The 20895-nt window shown below is 56.9% G+C and carries 22 protein-coding genes; 18 read left to right on the top strand and 4 right to left on the bottom strand.

The genetic code is table 11. The features are described 5' to 3' along the window. The first annotated feature begins 501 nt into the window (after window positions 1-501). The 4 genes from qseE (at window position 502) to glnB (ending at window position 4396) form a co-directional block, all read left to right on the top strand. Complete coding sequence (qseE, locus tag V1603_RS21155; RefSeq protein ID WP_395313232.1) at window positions 502-1926, top strand: two component system sensor histidine kinase QseE/GlrK; 1425 nt, start codon at window positions 502-504, stop codon at window positions 1924-1926. 4 nt (window positions 1927-1930) lie between these two features. After that, window positions 1931-2668 carry a two-component system QseEF-associated lipoprotein QseG gene (gene qseG / locus V1603_RS21150; RefSeq protein ID WP_116343293.1) on the top strand — a complete coding sequence of 246 codons (738 nt, stop codon included), beginning with the start codon at window positions 1931-1933 and terminating at the stop codon, window positions 2666-2668. Further along, a complete protein-coding gene (gene glrR, locus V1603_RS21145; protein ID WP_395313231.1) occupies window positions 2655-3992 on the top strand; it encodes a two-component system response regulator GlrR in 1338 nt (445 codons plus the stop codon). The genes qseG and glrR overlap by 14 nt, the downstream gene beginning before the upstream one ends. Before the next feature lie 65 nt (window positions 3993-4057). Further along, entirely contained in the window at window positions 4058-4396 is a 339-nt protein-coding gene (gene glnB, locus V1603_RS21140; RefSeq protein WP_003860685.1) for a nitrogen regulatory protein P-II, read from the top strand. A 76-nt stretch (window positions 4397-4472) separates the two neighbouring features. On the opposite strand, the gene hmpA is transcribed toward glnB, so the two are convergent. Then, the gene (gene hmpA / locus V1603_RS21135) at window positions 4473-5663 is read right to left on the bottom strand and encodes an NO-inducible flavohemoprotein (protein WP_395313230.1); all 1191 of its coding nucleotides are present in this window, start codon (window positions 5661-5663) and stop codon (window positions 4473-4475) included. A 304-nt stretch (window positions 5664-5967) separates the two neighbouring features. On the opposite strand from hmpA, the gene glyA reads away from it, so the two are divergent. After that, window positions 5968-7221 (top strand): serine hydroxymethyltransferase, encoded by a 1254-nt coding sequence (gene glyA, locus V1603_RS21130; RefSeq protein ID WP_025757663.1) that lies wholly within the window; start codon window positions 5968-5970, stop codon window positions 7219-7221. A gap of 53 nt (window positions 7222-7274) precedes the next feature. Here glyA and V1603_RS21125 read toward each other — a convergent pair whose 3' ends face one another. After that, the gene (locus tag V1603_RS21125) at window positions 7275-7697 is read right to left on the bottom strand and encodes a DoxX family protein (protein ID WP_023615984.1); all 423 of its coding nucleotides are present in this window, start codon (window positions 7695-7697) and stop codon (window positions 7275-7277) included. 173 nt (window positions 7698-7870) lie between these two features. Between V1603_RS21125 and V1603_RS21120 the strand changes: the two genes are divergently transcribed. After that, window positions 7871-9010 carry a 3-phenylpropionate MFS transporter gene (locus V1603_RS21120; RefSeq protein WP_395313229.1) on the top strand — a complete coding sequence of 380 codons (1140 nt, stop codon included), beginning with the start codon at window positions 7871-7873 and terminating at the stop codon, window positions 9008-9010. Here V1603_RS21120 and csiE read toward each other — a convergent pair whose 3' ends face one another. Beyond that, window positions 9011-10288 (bottom strand): stationary phase inducible protein CsiE, encoded by a 1278-nt coding sequence (gene csiE / locus V1603_RS21115; protein WP_395313228.1) that lies wholly within the window; start codon window positions 10286-10288, stop codon window positions 9011-9013. 125 nt (window positions 10289-10413) lie between these two features. Between csiE and V1603_RS21110 the strand changes: the two genes are divergently transcribed. Then, window positions 10414-11052 (top strand): DUF1007 family protein, encoded by a 639-nt coding sequence (locus V1603_RS21110; RefSeq protein WP_166712079.1) that lies wholly within the window; start codon window positions 10414-10416, stop codon window positions 11050-11052. After that, on the top strand, window positions 11043-12035 hold the full coding sequence (locus V1603_RS21105; RefSeq protein WP_116343283.1) for a nickel/cobalt transporter: 993 nt from the start codon (window positions 11043-11045) through the stop codon (window positions 12033-12035). Before V1603_RS21110 ends, V1603_RS21105 begins: the two co-directional genes overlap by 10 nt. A gap of 5 nt (window positions 12036-12040) precedes the next feature. Here V1603_RS21105 and suhB read toward each other — a convergent pair whose 3' ends face one another. Then, complete coding sequence (gene suhB / locus V1603_RS21100) at window positions 12041-12844, bottom strand: inositol-1-monophosphatase (protein WP_003860668.1); 804 nt, start codon at window positions 12842-12844, stop codon at window positions 12041-12043. Between the two features lie 132 nt (window positions 12845-12976). Between suhB and trmJ the strand changes: the two genes are divergently transcribed. The 10 genes from trmJ to pepB all read left to right on the top strand — a co-directional run bounded on the left by trmJ (window position 12977) and on the right by pepB (window position 20837). After that, window positions 12977-13702: a tRNA (cytosine(32)/uridine(32)-2'-O)-methyltransferase TrmJ gene (gene trmJ, locus V1603_RS21095; protein WP_047652688.1), complete on the top strand. Its 726-nt coding sequence runs from the start codon at window positions 12977-12979 to the stop codon at window positions 13700-13702. Window positions 13703-13922: 220 nt separating this feature from the next. Then, window positions 13923-14414, top strand: a complete 492-nt coding sequence (iscR, locus tag V1603_RS21090; protein WP_008502158.1) for a Fe-S cluster assembly transcriptional regulator IscR — start codon at window positions 13923-13925, stop codon at window positions 14412-14414. Between the two features lie 117 nt (window positions 14415-14531). Beyond that, on the top strand, window positions 14532-15746 hold the full coding sequence (iscS, locus tag V1603_RS21085; protein WP_008502157.1) for a cysteine desulfurase: 1215 nt from the start codon (window positions 14532-14534) through the stop codon (window positions 15744-15746). Between the two features lie 24 nt (window positions 15747-15770). Beyond that, window positions 15771-16157 carry a Fe-S cluster assembly scaffold IscU gene (gene iscU / locus V1603_RS21080; RefSeq protein ID WP_003860661.1) on the top strand — a complete coding sequence of 129 codons (387 nt, stop codon included), beginning with the start codon at window positions 15771-15773 and terminating at the stop codon, window positions 16155-16157. A 13-nt stretch (window positions 16158-16170) separates the two neighbouring features. Then, window positions 16171-16494, top strand: coding sequence for an iron-sulfur cluster assembly protein IscA (iscA, locus tag V1603_RS21075; RefSeq protein WP_003860659.1), 324 nt, complete (start codon window positions 16171-16173; stop codon window positions 16492-16494). A 76-nt stretch (window positions 16495-16570) separates the two neighbouring features. Continuing rightward, window positions 16571-17086, top strand: a complete 516-nt coding sequence (hscB, locus tag V1603_RS21070) for a co-chaperone HscB (protein ID WP_116343281.1) — start codon at window positions 16571-16573, stop codon at window positions 17084-17086. Window positions 17087-17100: 14 nt separating this feature from the next. Beyond that, window positions 17101-18951: a Fe-S protein assembly chaperone HscA gene (gene hscA / locus V1603_RS21065; RefSeq protein WP_163330588.1), complete on the top strand. Its 1851-nt coding sequence runs from the start codon at window positions 17101-17103 to the stop codon at window positions 18949-18951. A 1-nt stretch (window position 18952) separates the two neighbouring features. Next, a complete protein-coding gene (gene fdx / locus V1603_RS21060) occupies window positions 18953-19288 on the top strand; it encodes an ISC system 2Fe-2S type ferredoxin (protein WP_003860652.1) in 336 nt (111 codons plus the stop codon). Between the two features lies 1 nt (window position 19289). After that, window positions 19290-19490, top strand: a complete 201-nt coding sequence (gene iscX / locus V1603_RS21055; RefSeq protein WP_003860650.1) for a Fe-S cluster assembly protein IscX — start codon at window positions 19290-19292, stop codon at window positions 19488-19490. 60 nt (window positions 19491-19550) lie between these two features. After that, the gene (pepB, locus tag V1603_RS21050; protein ID WP_116343277.1) at window positions 19551-20837 is read left to right on the top strand and encodes an aminopeptidase PepB; all 1287 of its coding nucleotides are present in this window, start codon (window positions 19551-19553) and stop codon (window positions 20835-20837) included. Window positions 20838-20895: the final 58 nt, after the last annotated feature.

Genomic DNA, 20895 nt, shown 5'->3' with positions numbered 1-20895 from the left:
CGGTAGCGCCACCGGGCTTTTTTATGCGTGTCGCAAAATTGCGACAAAGAGGGTACATGACTGTCTCTAAAAGGAGACATATAACTCATTGATTTATATATAGCAGTAAAGGTTCCCATTAAGGTGTTGCTTAATAGCGACACTTAGCCTGGAAATCATTCAACACACAATGAACCGATTAAGTGAGTAAAAATTATATATTTCAATGTGTTAATATTTTGTTTTGCATTCTGGCATGGGTGTTGCATAATATTAACCAGTGGCTCATTCACCTTCTTATGTCAGCCCCTTCGGGACGTGCTACATAAACTTCGAATGACGCACAAAAAGGTGCCTGCCGTCCAACTACTGATCATAGCGATGCTTTATCAGGCCAGGGCGAAACGTCGAGTTAGGCACCGCCTTATTCCATGACAAAGCCGGGTTTTTACCCGGCTTTGTTGTATCTGAAGGGCAGACTCAGTTACGCTCTCCGTAAACCCCCATGAAGAGAGTAATGCGTTGAAACGCTGGCCCGTTTTTCCCCGCTCCCTGCGACAGCTCGTGATGATGGCCTTTCTGCTGATCCTGCTGCCATTGCTGATCCTCGCCTGGCAGGCGTGGCAGAGCCTGAACGCGCTGAGTGCCCAGGCGGCACTGACGAACCGCACCACGCTTATCGACGCCAGACGCAGTGAAGCGATGACCAACGCCGCGCTGGAGATGGAGCGTAGCTATCGTCAGTACTGCGTGCTCGACGATCGGACGCTGGAGAAGGTGTACCAGAGCCAGCGCAAGCGCTACAGCGAAATGCTGGATGCCCACGCGGGCGTGCTGCCGGACGACAGGCTCTATCAGGCACTACGTCAGGATCTGAACGATCTCGCGCAGCTGCAGTGCCATAACAGCGGCCCGGATGCGGCTGCCGCCGCGCGCCTTGAAGCCTTTGCTGCCGCCAATACCGAAATGGTGCAATCCACGCGGACGGTAATTTTCTCTCGCGGCCAGCAGCTACAGCAGGAGATTGCCGAGCGCGGCCAGTTCTTCGGATGGCAGGCGCTGGTGCTGTTCCTGGTGAGCCTCGGGCTGGTGCTGCTCTTTACCCGCATGATCATCGGCCCGGTGAAGGGTATTCAGCGTATGATCAACCGCCTGGGGGAGGGGAAATCGCTCGGGGATACGGTTGCCTTTAAAGGTCCTCGCGAGCTGCGATCCGTCGGCCAGCGCATTATCTGGCTATCCGAGCGCCTGGCGTGGCTGGAATCCCAGCGCCACCAGTTCCTGCGCCATATCTCTCATGAGTTGAAAACCCCGCTGGCCAGCATGCGTGAAGGAACGGAGCTGCTGGCGGACGAGGTGGCAGGACCGCTTACGCCGGAGCAGAAAGAGATTGTCGAGATTCTGGACGCCAGCAGCCGCAACCTGCAAAAGCTCATTGAGCAGCTTCTGGATTACAACCGCAAGCTGGCTGACGGGGCGGTCGTGCTGGAAGAGGTGGAAATTGAGCCGCTGGTGGATATGGTGATCTCCGCCCATAGCTTGCCGGCAAGAGCTAAAATGATGCATACCGGGGTAGAGCTGAATGCGCCGACCTGTCTCGCTGAACCCATGCTATTAATGAGCGTTCTGGACAATCTTTACTCCAATGCGGTGCACTATGGTACTGAATCCGGTAACATTTATATCAGAAGTTATATGAAGGGTTCCCGGGTGTTTATTGACGTCGCAAACACCGGCACCCCGATCCCCGATGACGAAAAAACCATGATCTTCGAACCCTTTTTCCAGGGGAGTCATCAGCGGAAAGGTGCGGTAAAAGGAAGCGGTCTGGGCTTAAGCATCGCCCGGGACTGCATACGACGCATGCAGGGTGAGCTAAACATTGCCACGGACGAACGTTCAGATGTTTGCTTCCGTATTGAACTGCCCCTGAGCCGGAAAAATTAATAAAATGAATCTATATCTGGTGAGTATGTCACACGTCTTTTTCCGCGCCATACGCGCGGTGTTTTCCAGCAAAGCGGGTCGCCTGAGTCTGCCCTGTTTAGTTCTGGCGGGGTGCGTTTCCCATGCGCCGCAAAGTGCGATAAGCGGTAAACAAGAAGATAAATGGCCCGATAACCAGCTGGCGGATTTCCTCTCTACCCGCTGTGACGATATCTGGAATCTGTCAGGGCATGACGTCGAAAATAATCCGCTGTTCTGGCTGCGCGGAATAGATTGCGCCCAGCGGCTTGCGCCGGTAGACGCCCGCTCGAAGGCGGCGATGCTGGATGAGGACACCTGGCAGGACGCTTTCAAGCGTGGGATTTTACTGGCCGATGCGAAAATTACCCCCGTTGAACGTCGGGCCAACGTGACCCGGCTGGACACGTTTGTGATCAATCTTCCCGCACAGGTGCGCCCGGTCTACCAGCTCTGGCGGGACGGGCAGACGTTACAGTTGCAGCTGTCTGAAGAGCGCTCCCGCTACAGCAAGCTGCAACAGTCAACCGACAGCGAGCTTGATACGCTGCGCCAACAGCAGCAACATTTACGTAGCCAGCTGGATACCACGACGCGCAAGCTGGAAAACCTGACCGATATCGAAAGGCAGCTCTCGTCGCGTAAATATCAGCCAGGTAGTTCATCTGCTGCACCGGACAGCGATATGCCGAAACAAGAGGATGTGAAGCATGACGAGCCGTAAACCAGCCCATCTCTTACTGGTGGATGACGATCCCGGCCTGTTAAAGCTGCTGGGGATGCGTCTGGTGAGTGAAGGCTACACCGTGGTGACCGCGGAAAGCGGGCAGGAGGGGCTGAAGGTCCTCAGCCGCGAGAAGATTGACCTGGTGATCAGCGACCTGCGGATGGACGAAATGGATGGCATGCAGCTGTTCGCCGAAATCCAGAAGCAGCAGCCGGGCATGCCGGTGATTATCCTGACGGCGCACGGGTCAATCCCGGATGCCGTTGCCGCAACCCAGCAGGGCGTATTCAGCTTCCTCACCAAGCCGGTAGATAAAGACGCGCTTTACAAAGCTATAGACAGCGCGCTGGAGCACGCCGCGCCCTCCGGCGACGACGCATGGCGTGAATCTATCGTCACCCGCAGCCCGATAATGCTGCGTCTGCTTGAGCAGGCGCGAATGGTCGCACAGTCAGACGTTAGCGTGCTGATTAATGGTCAAAGTGGAACCGGGAAAGAGATCCTGGCGCAGGCGATCCACAACGCCAGCCCGCGCAGCAAAAACGCCTTCATCGCCATTAACTGCGGTGCCCTGCCAGAGCAGCTTCTTGAATCTGAACTTTTTGGCCATGCCCGCGGCGCATTTACCGGCGCGGTGAGCAGCCGGGAAGGGCTGTTCCAGGCTGCAGAAGGCGGCACGCTGTTCCTCGACGAGATTGGCGACATGCCCGCGCCGCTGCAGGTCAAACTGCTGCGCGTGCTTCAGGAGCGTAAAGTGCGCCCGCTGGGCAGCAATCGCGATATTGATATTAACGTGCGAATCATTTCCGCCACCCACCGCGACTTGCCAAAAGTGATGGCCCGCAACGAGTTCCGAGAAGATCTCTACTACCGCCTGAACGTGGTGAACCTGAAGATACCGGCGCTGGCGGAGCGCGCGGAAGATATTCCGCTGCTGGCGAATCACCTTCTGCGCCAGGCGGCCGATCGCCATAAACAGTTCGTGCGCGCCTTTTCGACGGATGCGATGAAGCGGCTGATGGCCGCAAGCTGGCCGGGTAACGTGCGCCAGCTGGTGAATGTGATTGAGCAGTGCGTGGCGCTGACCTCCTCACCGGTTATCAGCGACGCGCTGGTGGAGCAGGCGCTGGAAGGGGAAAACACGGCCTTGCCGACGTTTGCCGAAGCGCGGAATCAGTTCGAACTGAACTATCTGCGCAAGCTGCTGCAGATAACCAAAGGCAACGTGACCCACGCGGCGCGGATGGCCGGACGCAACCGTACAGAGTTCTATAAGCTGCTCTCACGCCACGAGCTGGAAGCAAACGATTTTAAAGAGTAGTGCCGTATGGTACTGTGAGCAACCGATTACGAAGCAGCTTACAGGCAAGAGTTTAAGGACCCACCATGAAAAAGATTGATGCGATTATTAAACCTTTCAAACTGGATGATGTACGTGAAGCGCTGGCGGAAGTCGGCATCACCGGGATGACCGTGACGGAAGTGAAAGGTTTTGGTCGTCAGAAGGGCCACACCGAGCTTTATCGTGGCGCAGAGTACATGGTCGACTTTCTGCCGAAAGTGAAAATTGAAATCGTGGTCAGCGACGATATCGTCGATACCTGCGTGGATACCATTATCCGCACGGCGCAGACGGGCAAAATTGGCGACGGGAAAATCTTTGTCTTTGACGTGGCGCGCGTGATCCGAATCCGTACCGGTGAAGAAGACGACGCGGCGATTTAAAAAAAGATTTGCCAGGCCGGGTAAGGTGAAGCCGCCACCCGACGAAAAAAAGCCCCTCGAACGAGGGGCTTTTTCATTACAGCACCTTATGCGGCCCGAAACATTCGTAATGAATGTGGTCTTTATTTACGCCCAGCTCAACCAGCTGCTTCGCGGCATACTGCATAAACGCCACCGGCCCACAGACGTAGAACTGCATCTCCGGCGCGCTAAACGCCCCTTCCATCTGGCTTAAGTTCATCAGACCTTCGCTGTCAAACCGTGCGGCTGCGCGGTCTGCTTCCGTCGGCAGGCGATACCAGGTATTTGCGGTGAAACGCGGCAGGGACGCCCCCAGCGCATTCACTTCATCCGCAAAGGCGTGCACGTCGCCGTTTTCCGCAGCATGGAACCAGTTGACCTGCGCACCGTGGTTTGCTTTCGCCAGGGTATCGAGCATCGCCAGCATAGGCGTTTGGCCGACACCCGCAGAGATCAGCGTGACCGGGGTATTGGCTTCGACGGCCATAAAGAAATCGCCCGCCGGCGCGGCCAGATGAACCACGTCGCCCACGTTGGCTTCGTTGTGCAGCCAGCTGGAAACCTGACCGCCGTCCTCGCGCTTCACCGCAATGCGGTAGCCTTTGCCGTTTGGCTTGCGGGTCAGAGAGTACTGGCGGATCTCCTGGTGCGGGAAGCCTTCAGGCTTCAGCCATACGCCCAGATACTGGCCCGGCTGGTAATCGGCCACCGGCTGTCCGTCCACCGGCTCAAATTCAAAGCTGGTGATTAATGCGCTGCGCGGCGTTTTCTCGACGATGCGGAAGGCGCGAGTGCCTTCCCAGCCGCCGTTCTTGCTGGCGTTTTCGCTGTAGATCTGCGCTTCACGGTTGATAAATACGTTTGCCAGTACGCCATAGGCTTTACCCCACGCGTCCAGCACCTCCTGGCCCGGGCTGAACATTTCGTCCAGCGTCGCCAGCAGGTGGCCGCCGACGATGTTGTACTGCTCGGGTTGGATCTGGAAGCTGGTGTGTTTCTGCGCGATTTTTTCCACCGCGGGCAGCAACGCCGCCAGGTTTTCGATATTGCTGGCGTAGGCCGCGATGGCGTTGAAAAGCGCTTCACGCTGATCGCCGTTACGCTGGTTGCTCATGTTGAAAATCTCTTTGAGCTCCGGGTTGTGCGTAAACATGCGATCGTAGAAATGGGCGGTAAGTTTAGGGCCGGTTTCCACCAGCAGGGGAATGGTGGCTTTAACGGTAGCGATGGTTTGAGCGTCGAGCATGGCAGCTTCCTTCTGATGTCACTTTAATGATGTATTTTAAATGCATCTTATAAAAAATACCCATGCTTTGTAAATGGTTCTTTGCAAGATGAAAAATATGCATCACAAACCTGAAAAGAAATCTGCTGGAAATAGCGAGATCTTTATTCCTCAAACCCTTGCGTGGCGTGAAGGAAAACGTTTGCGTAAAATCGTTTGTCAAGACCTGTTATCACAGAACTATTCAGTTATACTGTTGCCCGTCGTCCAACAGGACTGCCTTTTCAGGCCAAAATTTACTTGTTAGCTGAGTCAGGAGATGCGGATGTTAAAGCGTGAAATGAACATTGCCGATTATGATGCCGAACTGTGGCAGGCTATGGAGCAGGAAAAAGTACGTCAGGAAGAGCACATCGAACTGATCGCCTCCGAAAACTACACCAGCCCGCGCGTGATGCAGGCGCAGGGCTCTCAGCTGACCAACAAATACGCTGAAGGTTATCCGGGCAAGCGCTACTACGGCGGTTGCGAGTACGTTGATATCGTAGAGCAGCTGGCTATCGACCGTGCGAAAGCACTCTTTGGCGCTGACTACGCAAACGTCCAGCCGCACTCCGGCTCCCAGGCTAACTTCGCGGTTTACACCGCACTGCTGCAGCCGGGCGATACCGTTTTAGGAATGAATCTGGCGCAGGGCGGCCACCTGACTCACGGCTCCCCGGTTAACTTCTCCGGCAAACTGTACAACATCATCCCTTACGGTATTGATGAGTCCGGTAAAATTGACTACGAAGACATGGCGAAGCAGGCTAAAGAGCACAAGCCGAAGATGATCATCGGCGGCTTCTCCGCTTACTCCGGTATCGTTGACTGGGCAAAAATGCGTGAAATCGCAGACAGCATCGGCGCGTACCTGTTCGTTGACATGGCGCACGTTGCGGGCCTGATTGCCGCAGGCGTTTACCCGAACCCGGTTCCACACGCTCACGTTGTGACTACCACCACCCACAAAACCCTGGCAGGTCCACGCGGTGGCCTTATCCTGGCGAAAGGCGGTGACGAAGAGCTGTACAAAAAATTGAACTCCGCCGTGTTCCCAAGCGCGCAGGGCGGCCCGCTGATGCACGTTATCGCGGCAAAAGCGGTAGCGCTGAAAGAAGCGATGGAGCCAGAGTTCAAGGTTTACCAGCAGCAGGTTGCTAAGAACGCTAAAGCGATGGTGGAAGTTTTCCTGAACCGTGGCTACAAAGTGGTTTCCGGCGGGACTGAAAACCACCTGTTCCTGCTGGATCTGGTTGATAAAAACCTGACCGGTAAAGAAGCTGACGCCGCTCTGGGCCGCGCCAACATCACCGTGAACAAAAACAGCGTGCCAAACGATCCGAAGAGCCCGTTCGTGACCTCGGGTATCCGTATCGGTTCTCCGGCCGTCACTCGCCGCGGCTTTAAAGAAGCGGAAGTGAAAGAACTGGCTGGCTGGATGTGTGACGTTCTGGACAACATCAATGACGAAGCGGTTATCGAGCGCGTTAAAGGTAAAGTTCTGGATATCTGTGCACGCTTCCCGGTATACGCATAATTCCTCTGCTTTGCAGAAATAAAAAAGGCCGCGCTTGCGGCCTTTTTTTTGGTTTAACGCCGATCCAGGGAAATGGCCCCAGGCCCGACTATCGCCAGCAAAATAAAGGCGCCAGCAATACTGACGTTCTTGTAGAAATTAATCATATTCGGCACAACCGCATCACCGGTCATATCCCAGTAGTGGTGACCGATGATCGCCGTGCCCAGCGTATAGAAGACAAAGAGAACCGCGAGAGGGCGGGTGAAAAAGCCCAGCACGATCAGAATGGCGGCAGGCACTTCCATCACCACCGCAATAATGGCCGCCAGCATGGGCATCGGCGTACCCAGCGAGGTCATATACTGTACGGTGCCGCTAAATCCTGTCAGTTTCGGGTAACCAAAGATAATAAACAGTACGACAAGTGCGATACGCCCAATCAACAGCAGCAGATGACGCGACTGACCAAAGTCGAGATAACGTAGTGAGTTCATGGCAGAAATACCTCTGCAAGTGGAGTAATTTAAACGTAATACACATTTTCATTCACTGCCATAAGCCAGACGACTGCTCAATATGTTAATTTTTCGTTAATTTATAGCAGGCTATCTACTTGCTTAATTTTTATATTCTCGCCAGACTATGGCCTCCATTTCGGGAGGGATTCATGGTCTTGCATTCCACGCGCTGGCTGGCGCTCAGCTACTTCACCTACTTTTTTAGCTACGGTATTTTTCTGCCTTTCTGGAGCGTCTGGCTCAAGGGAATTGGTTTGACCCCAGAAACCATCGGTATCCTGCTGGGCGCGGGGCTGGTGGCTCGTTTCCTTGGTAGCCTGCTGATTGCACCCCGCGTCAGCGATCCCTCCCTACTAATAAAAGCGGTGCGTATTCTGGCGCTGCTAACGCTGGTCTTTGCGGCCTGCTTCTGGGTCAGCCACCAGTTTGCCTGGCTGATGGTGGTGATGGTCGGCTTTAACCTGTTCTTCTCACCGCTGGTACCCTTGACGGATGCCCTGGCGAACACCTGGCAAAAGCAGATCACCATGGACTATGGGCGCGTGCGCCTGTGGGGCTCGATTGCCTTCGTGATCGGCTCGGCGCTGGTGGGGAAACTGGTCAGCCTTTACGACTACCGCGCGATTCTGGCTTTGCTCAGTATCGGGATAGCCTCGATGCTGCTTGGGATGCTGCTGCGCCCGTCGGTGATGCCGCAAGGGGAGAGTCGCCATCAGGAGAGCGCCGGCTGGCCCGCCTGGCGGAGCCTGGTGGCACAGAGCTGGCGTTTTCTGGCGAGCGTCTGTCTGCTTCAGGGGGCGCATGCGGCGTATTATGGCTTCAGCGCTATCTACTGGCAGGGGGCGGGCTACTCTGCCTCTGCGGTCGGTTACCTGTGGTCGCTGGGCGTGGTGGCAGAAGTCATTATTTTCGCCCTGAGCAAGAAGCTGTTCCGCCGCTTTGGCGCGCGCGACCTGCTGCTGCTTTCCGCGGTGTGCGGCGTGGCTCGCTGGGGCATTATGGGCTGGACAACGGAACTGCCGTGGCTGATTGTGGCGCAGATTCTTCACTGCGGCACGTTCACCGTGTGTCATCTGGCGGCGATGCGCTATATCGCTGCGCGTGAGGGCGGGGACGTGATTCGTCTTCAGGCGGTCTATTCTGCGGTGGCGATGGGCGGCAGCATTGCAGTGATGACGGTATTTGCGGGCTTCCTCTACCAGCATCTTGGACACGGCGTGTTCTGGGTCATGGCGCTGGTGGCGCTCCCGGCGATGTTTGTTCGACCAAAAGTGGCCGCGCGAACGTAACTACGATTCCAGCATGGCGCGAATATGCTCTTGCTGCTGCGCGTTCAGTGATTCAACTGCGTGGATCAGCGGCGGCGAGAACAGCGGCAGGGCCGTAGGATAGGGGGTGATAACCAGCGCGGCTTCGCGCGGCGCCCCCTCTTTCTGAAACGCCTGCAGGGTCAGATAGCGAATATTGAGCGGCAGCAGCGTCAACTCGCGCAGCTGCTGTTCAATTATCTCCTCGCAGGATTTATCCTCCCCGGTCAGCAACACCACCTGTTTTTCATGCAGATCGGACTCCTGCATCAGCCAGGCGCCAAAAATGACCGCCACGAGCGCCATCTCCTCATCGGAAAAACGCAGGCCAAACTCCGCCTCCAGCTCAAACAGCGCCTCTTTCGTTGTGCGCAACAGCCGGGGGTAGAGGCGGTGGATCTCCTCCGGCAGGCTGTTATCGATGCCGATCTCAAACAGAGAGCGGTCCAGCGCCTGAGCCAGATGAATATATAGCTGATCGGTCAGCCCCTGCTCGTCGCTGAAGTTCATCCCTGTCTGGGAGCGAAAACGGGCCACCATGCGCACAATGGCTCGGCGCAAACGCTGATCCTGCTGGTGTTTATCGAGCACCGGATCGGGCGTGCGGAGCATCATAAACAGCAGCGCCAGAAACAGTTGCTCATCTACGTGCGCGCCCTGCGGCACGCGCCGCTTCCAGTGGCGGACAATCTCCTGTGCCGTAAAATACTCTCCCCGCGACTGGGTCCAGCTGCGCTGGGCATGCGAAAACTGCGGCGTGTTTCCTAAGTGATGCTGGATGAGGCAGTATTGTAAATAGAGCTGTAAGAACTGAACGTCCCGGCATTCAAACTGGCGCTGAAGCTTGCGGGAGCAGAAGCCGATCAGCGCCCGCAGGTTTGCATCGTCGTAAAGCGGCCGCGCGATGCCGTGCTGTTTAAGCGCGGTTTTTAAGGCTGGCGTAAACTGGTGCAAGACAAACTGTGGGCAAAGGCGCAGCGCCCTGCGCAGCCAGTGCAGGAGGCACAAACGCTGATTCAGGGCAGTGCCTTCAATTCGGTAGCTGCCGTCGTGGTGCGTAACGATATCCAGCCGGTGATAGCGCTGGATTTCATCGCGCGTCTCGGCTATATCTTGCCGTGCCATGACGTCGTCCACGCCGTTGGCAGCGATTATGCTCTGTGCGGTGACGGCAGCATCGGGCAGGTAAAGCATTAAAAGCACCTGGCAGCGGCGCTGCGAACTGGAAAGCACAGATGGAATTTCAAGCGTCGTCATCATCTGTCGGGTATCCAGTGTGAATGTTTGATAAGAATAGCTAAAGGATGGGCGCTGAAAAGCGCGCCGGCAGGCCTTTCACTCAGGATTGCTGGGGAACATCACAGAATTTTTGACGTGAGGAATTGATGCGGACAGTTAAACAAAATGCGATGGCGTTATTTTTGGCGGTTATCACCTTTACCGCCAGCGCGCATCCTCACAGTTTTATCAGCCTGAAAACCGAGCTGGTCACCGACGGCACGCAATTGAGCGGCCTGAAAATGCGCTGGACGATGGATGAAATCACCTCGGCGGATCTGCTTTATGATGCGGGCAACGCGAAGCCCGGCGACGAAATCTGGAAAAAGCTGGCGGCGGAAGTGATGGCCAACGTGTTGGGTCAGCACTACTTCACCGAGTTCTGGCATAACGGACAAAAGGTGAAGTTCCTCAATCGCCCGACAGAATACGGCATGTCCCGCGACGGGCATCAGGCGGTGCTGACATTCGTGCTCCCGCTGGCGCACCCGCAGCCGCTGGCAGGACAAACCTATACGTTTTCCACCTTTGACCCAACGTACTACGTGGACATGAGCTATGCCGAAGAGCGCGACGTTCAGCTTCCGGCATCGTTGCAAAAAACCTGCAAAATTGCGGTTCATACCCCGAAGCCCAGCGAAGAGACGCTGAACTTTGCGGTCTCTCTCGATAAGGAAGATGCGCCGCCGGAGGACATGGAACTGGGTAAACAGTTCGCACAGAAGGTAACGTTACAATGTCAGTGATCTCCTCTCCGGTACGAAAACCGCGCCGCTGGTTGCACCTCTGGCCGCTGGCGCTCTTTTTACTGTTTGCCTTCGGCGGTTCGCTCTGGCTGTGGCAGGCCTGGCCGCAGGTGATGATGAAAAGCATCATCTGGCAGCGTGAGGTCAACCAGCAGATGAGCGGGCTGCTGAAGGCGGTGGCGGAGAATCCGACCAGGGCGGGCGGTTCTCTGCTGGCGTTCAGCTTCATCTACGGCGTGCTGCACGCGCTGGGTCCGGGGCACGGTAAAATCGTTATAACCACCTGGCTTGCGACCCATCCGTCGAAGCTGAAATCGAGCATTGGCCTGACGCTGGCCTCTTCGCTGCTTCAGGGGGGCGTGGCGATAGCGCTGGTGGTGGTTGTGCTTTCGCTATTACAGCTTCCCGCGCGCCAGCTTCACATGAGCAGCTTCTGGCTGGAGAAGGGCAGCTATGCGCTGGTGGGCGTGCTGGGGCTGATCCTCTGCTGGCGGGCGCTGAAAAAGCTGCGCGCGCTGCTGCAAAAGCCCAAATTCAAAACCTTTACGCCGCACCACGTTCATGATGAACACTGCGGCTGCGGGCATCAGCACCTGCCGACGCAGGATCAATTACAGAGCGGTGACGACTGGCGCGCGCGGCTGATGATAGTTCTCTCTATGGGGATGCGCCCGTGCTCGGGGGCCATCATGGTGCTGCTGTTCAGTAAAGTGATTGGTGTGTTCGGCTGGGGCATGCTCTCGGCGCTGGCGATGGCGGCAGGGACGTCTCTCACCATTTCGTCTTTAGCGCTGCTGGTACACAGCTTCCGTCAGCTGGCGGTCAAACTCAGCGGCAATAAAACGCCGGTGCTGTGGCGGCAGGTAGGATGGACAACGCTCGCGCTGGCGGGCGGGGTGATTCTGCTGGTGGCGGCGGTGACGATGTGGGTGAGTACGGTGCCGTTTAACACCCTCTCCCCTTTGGGGAGAGGGTTGGGGTGAGCGGATTAACGCTTCAGCGCATCGCTCAGCTCGTCACGCATGTTGGCCAGCATGGCTTTAACAACGCGTGGGTTACCCGCAACGATGTTGCCGGTAGACATATAGTTATGGCCGCCGGTGAAGTCGCAAACAATCGCGCCTGCTTCACGTGCGATCAGCTCGCCCGCCGCGAAGTCCCACGGCTTCAGTGACAATTCGAAGTAACCGTCAACGCGGCCGGTGGCAACGTAGGCCAGATCCAGCGCAGCAGAGCCGGTGCGACGGAAGTCCGCGCATTCGGTGAACAGCTTGCCCAGGATATTCATATAGGTGGTCGCGTGCTGCTTCGCCTTGAATGGGAAGCCGGTCGCCAGGATGGTGCCGTCCAGGTCGCGTGCATTGCTGCAGCGCAGACGGTAGCCGTTCAGCTGTGCGCCCTGGCCGCGGGTAGCGGTGAACAGTTCGTTACGCATTGGATCATAAACAACGGCGACTTCAGTACGGCCTTTAATGCGTACTGCAATTGACACAGAGAAGTGTGGCAGGCGTTTGACGAAGTTGGTGGTGCCATCCAGTGGATCGATAACCCATTGAACATCCTGATCGGTACCTTCATGTTCACCGCTTTCTTCGGTGATGATGGTGTGCTGCGGGTAAGATTTGCGGATCGTTTCGATAATAATCGCTTCTGCGGCTTTATCGACGTTAGTCACGAAATCATTGCTGCCTTTCTGGCTGGTTTCTACGGAGTCTGGCGTTTCGTAGTGTTTGGCAATTACGTTACCCGCCTTGCGCGCTGCGCGCACGGCGATGGTCAGCATCGGATGCATCGGTCTCTCTCACTGGATGTTAAAGAACAGGAAAATCGGCGCAGAGTATAGCAGCGGGATCGGATTATGTCTCCCGTTTATGATAATATGCCCGAATATTCTTCAGACACTGAATCCAGACATCTAAAAATTATGCTGCAAAACATTCGAATCGTGCTGGTCGAAACATCGCACACCGGCAACATGGGCTCCGTTGCCCGCGCTATGAAAACCATGGGCTTAACGAACCTCTGGCTAGTTAACCCGCTGGTGAAGCCCGACTCTCAGGCTATCGCTCTGGCGGCCGGGGCAAGCGACGTGATCGGCAACGCCCAGATCGTCGATACCCTCGACGAAGCGCTGGCCGGCTGTAGCCTCGTTGTCGGTACCAGCGCGCGCTCCCGCACGCTGCCGTGGCCGATGCTGGACCCACGCGAATGCGGCCTGAAAAGTGTCTCAGAAGCAGAACAGGCGCCGGTTGCGCTGGTGTTTGGCCGCGAGCGCGTTGGCCTGACCAACGACGAACTGCAGAAGTGCCACTACCACGTTGCGATTGCCGCCAACCCGGAATACAGCTCGCTGAACCTGGCGATGGCGGTGCAGGTTATCGCCTACGAAGTGCGTATGGCGTGGCTGGCGACGCAGGAAAAGCAGGCTGAACCGAAAGAAGAGACGGCCTATCCGCTGGTGGACGACCTTGAGCGTTTCTACGGCCACCTGGAGCAGACGCTGCTCTCTACCGGTTTCATCCGTGAAGGCCACCCGGGTCAGGTGATGAACAAGCTGCGCCGTATGTTCACCCGCGCGCGCCCGGAAAGCCAGGAGCTGAACATCCTGCGCGGAATTCTGGCGTCGATTGAGCAGAAGAATAAAGAGTAGTGCCGGTTTGTTTTCTCCCTCTTCCCGTGGGAGAGGGCCGGGGTGAAGGCATCAGGCCGAACCCAGGCAATACGGCACGGAAGGTTAAATACCTGACTAAAACAGTCAAGTAAATAGTTGACCATTTTAGTCAGGAATGTCAGACTTGGCCCTGCTATGCAATACCCCCATTTTACAATAAAAAACCCCGGGCAGGGGCGAGTTTGAGGTTAAGTAAGACATGAGACTGACATCTAAAGGGCGTTATGCCGTGACCGCGATGCTGGACGTTGCGCTCAACTCCGAAGCGGGCCCGGTTCCGTTGGCTGATATTTCTGAACGACAAGGGATCTCCCTCTCTTACCTGGAACAGCTGTTCTCCAGACTGCGTAAAAATGGACTGGTTTCCAGCGTTCGTGGCCCGGGCGGCGGTTATCTGCTGGGTAAAGACGCGGGCAGTATTGCGGTTGGTGAAGTGATTAGCGCCGTTGACGAATCTGTGGACGCGACCCGTTGCCAGGGTAAAGGCGGCTGCCAGGGCGGCGATAAGTGCCTGACCCACGCGCTGTGGCGCGATCTGAGCGACCGTCTGACGGGCTTCCTGAACAATATCACCCTCGGTGAACTGGTGAATAACCAGGAAGTTCTGGACGTATCAGGCCGTCAGCACAGCCATGATTCACAACGCAGCACCCGCGCGCAGGACGCTATCGACGTCAAATTACGCGCGTAATAAAACGATAAGTATTTCAGAATCAGGCCGGGGCGGTCACGCCCCGCGTACTCGGTCGTACATCCAGCCGGTTGCCTGATTCCTTGCATTGAAGCGATGTACGGAGTTTAAAGAGCAATGAAATTACCGATTTATCTCGATTACTCCGCAACCACGCCGGTGGACCCGCGTGTTGCCGAGAAAATGATGCAGTGTCTGACCCTGGACGGAAACTTTGGTAACCCAGCTTCCCGTTCACACCGTTTTGGCTGGCATGCTGAAGAGGCGGTGGATATCGCCCGTAATCAGATTGCTGACCTGGTGGGTGCCGACCCGCGTGAGATTGTTTTCACCTCCGGTGCGACCGAATCCGACAACCTGGCGATCAAAGGTGCAGCCAACTTTTATCAGAAAAAAGGCAAGCACATCATCACCAGCAAAACCGAACATAAAGCCGTGCTGGATACCTGCCGCCAGCTGGAGCGTGAAGGGTACGAAGTAACTTACCTGGCGCCACAGAGCAACGGGATCATCGACCTGAAAGAGCTCGAAGCGGCTATGCGTGATGACACCATTCTGGTCTCCATCATGCACGTCAACAACGAAATCGGCGTGGTGCAGGACATCGCGACCATCGGCGAAATGTGCCGCGCGCGCGGTATCATCTACCACGTGGACGCGACCCAGAGCGTGGGCAAACTGCCTATCGACCTGAGCCAGCTGAAAGTGGACCTGATGTCCTTCTCCGGCCACAAAATCTATGGCCCGAAAGGTATCGGCGCGCTGTACGTTCGTCGTAAGCCGCGTATCCGCATCGAAGCACAGATGCACGGCGGCGGTCACGAGCGCGGCATGCGTTCCGGCACGCTGCCTGTTCACCAGATCGTGGGCATGGGCGAAGCGTACCGCATTGCAAAAGAAGAGATGGAAACCGAGATGGCGCGCCTGCGCACGCTGCGTAACCGTCTGTGGGACGGCGTGAAAGATATGGAAGAAGTGTATCTGAACGGCGATCTCGAGCAGGGCGCACCAAACATTCTCAACGTCAGCTTCAACTATGTTGAAGGCGAATCGCTGATTATGGCACTGAAAGACCTGGCCGTTTCTTCCGGTTCTGCCTGTACGTCTGCAAGCCTGGAGCCATCCTACGTGCTGCGCGCGCTGGGCATGACCGACGAGCTGGCACACAGCTCTATCCGTTTCTCTTTAGGTCGTTTCACTACCGAAGAAGAGATTGACTACACCATCAAGCTGGTTCGCAACTCCATTGGCCGTCTGCGCGACCTTTCTCCACTGTGGGAAATGTTCAAGCAGGGCGTGGATCTGAACAGCATTGAATGGTCACATCACTAATCGGTACATAAGGAGAATTCAATCATGGCATACAGCGAAAAAGTCATCGATCATTACGAGAACCCGCGCAACGTTGGCTCTTTTGACAACAGCGACGAATCTGTCGGTAGCGGCATGGTTGGCGCACCGGCGTGTGGCGACGTGATGAAGTTGCAGATTAAAGTCAACAATGAAGGTATCATTGAAGACGCGCGCTTCAAGACCTACGGCTGCGGTTCTGCAATTGCGTCCAGCTCCCTGGTCACCGAATGGGTGAAGGGCAAGTCTCTGGACGAAGCACAGGCAATCAAGAACACGGATATTGCTGAAGAACTCGAACTGCCGCCGGTGAAAATTCACTGTTCTATTCTGGCAGAAGACGCGATCAAAGCCGCCATTGCGGATTATAAAAGCAAACGTGAAGCAAAATAATTGAGGTTTGAGTATGTCGATTACCCTTAGCGACAGCGCTGCCGCGCGAGTAAGCTCTTTTCTGGCGAACCGTGGTAAAGGCTTTGGCCTGCGACTGGGCGTACGTACCTCCGGCTGTTCTGGTATGGCTTACGTACTGGAGTTTGTTGACGAGCCGGCGTCTGACGACACCGTGTTTGAAGACAAGGGCGTGAAGGTGGTGGTCGATGGCAAAAGCCTGCAATTCCTCAACGGCACTCAGCTGGACTTCGTTAAAGAAGGCCTGAACGAAGGGTTCAAATTCACGAACCCGAACGTCAAAGACGAGTGTGGTTGCGGCGAAAGCTTCCACGTTTAACCGCGCGTCATCCGAAACCCCACCGCAGGATCTCTGCGCGTGGGGTTTGTTCTAACAGGCTACCCCTGAGATTGTTATGGATTACTTCACTCTCTTCGGACTACCCGCTCAATACCCGATCGATCTCCAGTCGCTGACGATCCGTTTTCAGGATCTGCAGCGTCAGTATCATCCGGATAAATTCGCCAGCGGGACGCAGGCAGAACAGCTGGCTGCGGTTTCCCACTCCGCCACCATCAATCAGGCCTGGCAGACGCTGCGCCATCCGCTGGCGCGCGCTGAGTATCTGCTCTCGCTCCACGGTTTCGACCTGGCGAGCGAGCAGCACACCGTGCGCGACACGGCGTTTCTGATGGAGCAGCTGGAGCTGCGCGAAGAGCTGGATGAGATTGAACAGGCCAAAGACGAAGCGCGTCTGGAAAGCTTCATTAAGCGCGTGAAGGGCATGTTCGATACCCGCCATCAGCAGATGGTGGAGCAACTGAACAACGAGACCTGGGATGTAGCGGCAGACACTGTGCGCAAACTCCGTTTTCTCGATAAACTGCGAAGCAGTGCTGAACAACTCGAAGAAAAGCTGCTCGATTTTTAATTTCGGAAGCAATTATGGCCTTATTACAAATTAGTGAGCCTGGCTTAAGTGCCGCACCGCACCAGCGTCGTCTGGCGGTGGGTATTGATCTCGGCACCACCAATTCCCTCGTGGCAACCGTGCGCAGCGGCCAGGCGGAAACGCTGGCCGACGAGCAGGGCCGCCATCTGCTGCCTTCCGTGGTCCACTACCAGCAGCAGGGTCACGCGGTCGGCTATGACGCCCGCGCCAACGCCGCGCGCGATCCGGCCAACACTATCAGCTCCGTAAAGCGCATGATGGGCCGCTCGCTGACCGATATTCAGACCCGCTACCCGCATTTGCCGTATCAGCTGCAGGCAAGTGAAAACGGCCTGCCGATGATCGCGACCGCGGCCGGTCTGCTGAACCCAATTCGTGTTTCCTCCGACATCCTCAAAGCGCTGGCGGCACGCGCGACGGCGACGCTCGGCGGCGATCTGGACGGTGTAGTCATTACCGTTCCGGCCTATTTTGACGATGCACAGCGTCAGGGCACCAAAGACGCGGCGCGTCTGGCGGGCCTGCACGTACTGCGCCTGCTGAACGAACCGACGGCGGCGGCGATTGCCTACGGCCTCGACTCCGGTCAGGAAGGGGTCATTGCGGTTTATGATCTCGGTGGCGGCACCTTTGATATCTCGATCCTGCGCTTAAGCCGCGGGGTGTTTGAAGTGCTGGCGACGGGCGGGGATTCCGCGCTGGGCGGCGATGACTTCGACCATCTGCTGGCGGACTACATCCGCGAGCAGGCGGGTATCAGCGATCGCAGCGATGCGCGCGTGCAGCGTGAACTGCTGGATGCGGCTATCGACGCCAAAATCGCCCTGAGCGATGCGCAGACGGTTACCGTAAACGTTGCGGGCTGGCAGGGTGACATTACCCGCGACCAGTTCGACGACCTGATTGCCCCGCTGGTAAAACGCACCCTGATGGCCTGTCGTCGCGCGCTGAAAGATGCGGGCGTTGAGGCCAGCGAGGTGCTGGAAGTGGTCATGGTGGGCGGTTCGACCCGCGTGCCGCTGGTGCGCGAGCGCGTGGGCGAATTCTTTGGCCGCACGCCGCTGACCTCCATCGACCCGGACAAAGTGGTTGCCGTGGGCGCCGCAATCCAGGCCGATATTCTGGTCGGCAACAAGCCGGACAGCGAAATGCTGCTGCTGGACGTCATCCCGCTGTCCCTTGGTTTAGAAACCATGGGCGGTCTGGTGGAGAAAGTGATCCCGCGTAACACCACCATTCCGGTGGCGCGTGCGCAGGAGTTCACCACCTTCAAAGACGGCCAGACCGCAATGTCCATCCACGTGATGCAGGGCGAGCGCGAGCTGGTGCAGGACTGCCGCTCTCTGGCGCGCTTTGCGCTGCGCGGCATTCCTGCGCTGCCGGCGGGCGGGGCGCATATTCGCGTCACCTTCCAGGTAGATGCGGACGGCCTGCTGAGCGTCACGGCGATGGAAAAATCGACCGGCGTGGAATCGTCCATTCAGGTGAAGCCGTCCTACGGCCTGACCGATGGCGAAATCGCCTCCATGATTCAGGACTCAATGAGCTACGCCGAGCAGGATGTGAAGGCGCGTATGCTGGCTGAACAAAAAGTTGAAGCCGCCCGCGTGCTGGAGAGCCTGAACGGCGCGCTCGCTGCCGATGCCGCGCTGTTAAGCGCCGCTGAGCGCCAGGTGATTGACGACGCTGCCGCGCGCTTAAGCGCTGTCGCAGTTGGCGATGACGCTGACGCAATAGAAGAAGCCATTAAAAACGTTGATAAACAAACCCAGGACTTCGCTGCTCGCCGCATGGACAAATCTGTCCGCGTCGCGCTGAAAGGCCAGTCCGTGGACGAGGTTTAATATGCCAAAGATTGTTATTTTGCCTCATGCGGACCTCTGTCCGGATGGCGCTGTTCTGGAAGCGAAGACCGGTGAAACCATTCTCGATGTAGCCCTGCGTGCAGGTATCGAAGTGGAACACGCCTGTGAAAAATCCTGTGCCTGCACCACCTGCCACTGCATCGTGCGTGAAGGTTTTGACTCTCTCGCCGAGAGCACCGAAGACGAAGACGACATGCTGGATAAAGCATGGGGTCTGGAGCCAGACAGCCGCCTGAGCTGCCAGGCCGCGGTGACCGATGAAGATCTGGTCGTGGAATTCCCACGCTACACCATCAACCACGCACGCGAGCATTAATATGGGACTAAAGTGGACAGACAGCCGTGAAATCGGCGAAGCGCTCTACGACGCGAACCCGGATCTCGATCCGAAGACCGTACGATTCACCGACATGCATCAGTGGATCTGCGATTTAGAGGATTTCGACGACGATCCAAACGCATCCAATGAAAAAATTCTGGAGGCGATTCTGTTAGTCTGGTTAGATGAAGCAGAATAAATAACAAAACGGGCTGCCTTCAGGCGGCCCGTTTGCTAGTTGCTAATAAGGATAAATAAAATGACCGAAGCGATGAAGATTACGCTCTCTACGCAGCCAGCCGACGCGCGCTGGGGCGAGAAAGCCAGCTACAGCATCAACAACGATGGTATTACCCTGCACCTGACGGGCAAAGATGATCTGGGCCTGATCCAGCGCGCCGCGCGGAAAATTGACGGCCTGGGTATTAAGCATGTGTCCCTGGAAGGTGAAGGCTGGGATACCGACCGCAGCTGGGCATTCTGGGCGGGCTACAAAGGCCCAAAAGGCACCCGCAAAATTGAGTGGGCGAACCTCGACGAAGCCGGTCAGAAAGAGCTGGAAAGCCGCCTGCAAATTATCGACTGGGTGCGCGACACCATTAACGCTCCGGCGGAAGAGCTCGGTCCGGAGCAGCTGGCGCAGCGCGCGGTTGACCTGCTGTGCGGCGTGGCGGGCGACAAGATGTCCTACCGCATCACCAAAGGTGAAGACCTGCGCGAGCAGAACTACATGGGTATCCACACCGTGGGCCGAGGTTCTGAGCGACCTCCGGTCCTGCTGGCGCTGGATTACAACCCAACCGGCGATAAAGAAGCGCCGGTCTTTGCCTGCCTGGTCGGGAAAGGCATCACTTTTGATACCGGCGGCTACAGCCTGAAGCAGAGCGCGTTCATGGATTCCATGAAGTCCGACATGGGCGGCGCGGCAACCATCACCGGCGCGCTGGCGTTCGCCATCACCCGCGGTCTGAACAAGCGCGTGAAGCTCTACCTGTGCTGCGCGGACAACATGGTCAGCGGCAACGCCTTCAAGCTGGGCGACATCATTCGCTACCGCAACGGCAAAAACGTTGAGGTGATGAACACCGACGCGGAAGGCCGTCTGGTGCTGGCCGATGGCCTGATCGACGCCTCTGCCCAGAAACCAGAACTGATTATCGATATGGCAACCCTGACCGGCGCGGCGAAAACCGCCCTGGGTAATGACTACCATGCGCTGTTCAGCTTCGATGACAAGCTGGCCGCTCGCCTGCTGGCAAGCGCCGCTGCGGAAAACGAACCGTTCTGGCGTCTGCCGCTGGCCGAGTTCCACCGCAGCCAACTGCCGTCCAACTTTGCCGAGCTGAACAACACCGCGAGCGCTGCATACCCGGCGGGGGCAAGCACCGCCGCAGGCTTCCTGTCTCACTTCGTTGAGAATTATCATGAAGGCTGGCTGCACATCGACTGCTCCGCAACGTACCGTAAAGCGGCGGTTGAGCAGTGGTCCGCGGGCGCGACCGGTCTGGGCGTGCGTACCGTGGCGAACCTGCTGACGGCTGAGTAATCGTTATTGCCCTCACCCTAACCCTCTCCCACGGGGAGAGGGGATAGTTTGCTCCCTC

Source organism: Enterobacter sp. ECC-219 (genome assembly GCF_043966805.1).
Classification (GTDB): domain Bacteria; phylum Pseudomonadota; class Gammaproteobacteria; order Enterobacterales; family Enterobacteriaceae; genus Enterobacter; species Enterobacter cloacae_N.
The sequence above is the reverse complement of the archived record's forward strand: the minus strand, read 5'-3'. Positions and strand labels throughout refer to the sequence as shown.